Origin of the sequence: Mesorhizobium sp. M1E.F.Ca.ET.063.01.1.1 (assembly GCF_003998155.1) — a bacterium.
In the GTDB taxonomy this organism is placed as follows: Bacteria; Pseudomonadota; Alphaproteobacteria; order Rhizobiales; family Rhizobiaceae; genus Mesorhizobium.
On record NZ_RZSC01001626.1, the window covers coordinates 1 to 440 of the forward strand.

1 protein-coding gene is annotated in these 440 nt (G+C 65.7%); it reads right to left on the reverse strand.

The genetic code is table 11. From position 1 onward, the window contains the following. Window positions 1-417, reverse strand: a 417-nt coding sequence (locus EOA29_RS40115; protein ID WP_245468869.1) for an HAD family hydrolase, incomplete at its 3' end; no start/stop codon positions are given. Window positions 418-440: the final 23 nt, after the last annotated feature.

The window sequence follows — 440 nt, forward strand, 5'->3', positions numbered from 1 at the left end:
GTCATGCTCACCGGCGATGACGGCATCGAGGCCAAGCAATGCCGACACTCGCTCTGCCGCGGCGCCGTCATCGCCGGTGAGCATGACCATACGCTCGATGCCGGCGGAGCGGAGGGTGCCGAGCGCATCGCGAGCATCCGCACGCAGGGCATCTCCGAAGGTGAATACGCCGGCAAGGCGCCCGTCGAACGCCACGAAGACCCTGAGCACGGGCTCGTTCCGGTATTGCTCCTCACCGCATAGCGTCCAGCGGGGCAGCGGCCTGCCGGCGAGCACCAGCATTCGCGATCCTGCAAGGACCGATACATTGCCAACCTGCCCTTTCAACCCCGCTCCGCGATATTCATGGACGCCATGCGGATGTGAAAGCATCAGCTGTCTGCCGCGGGCCGCGCGGATAATCGAGTCGGCGAGCACATGGTGCGAGGCCTGCTCCAACG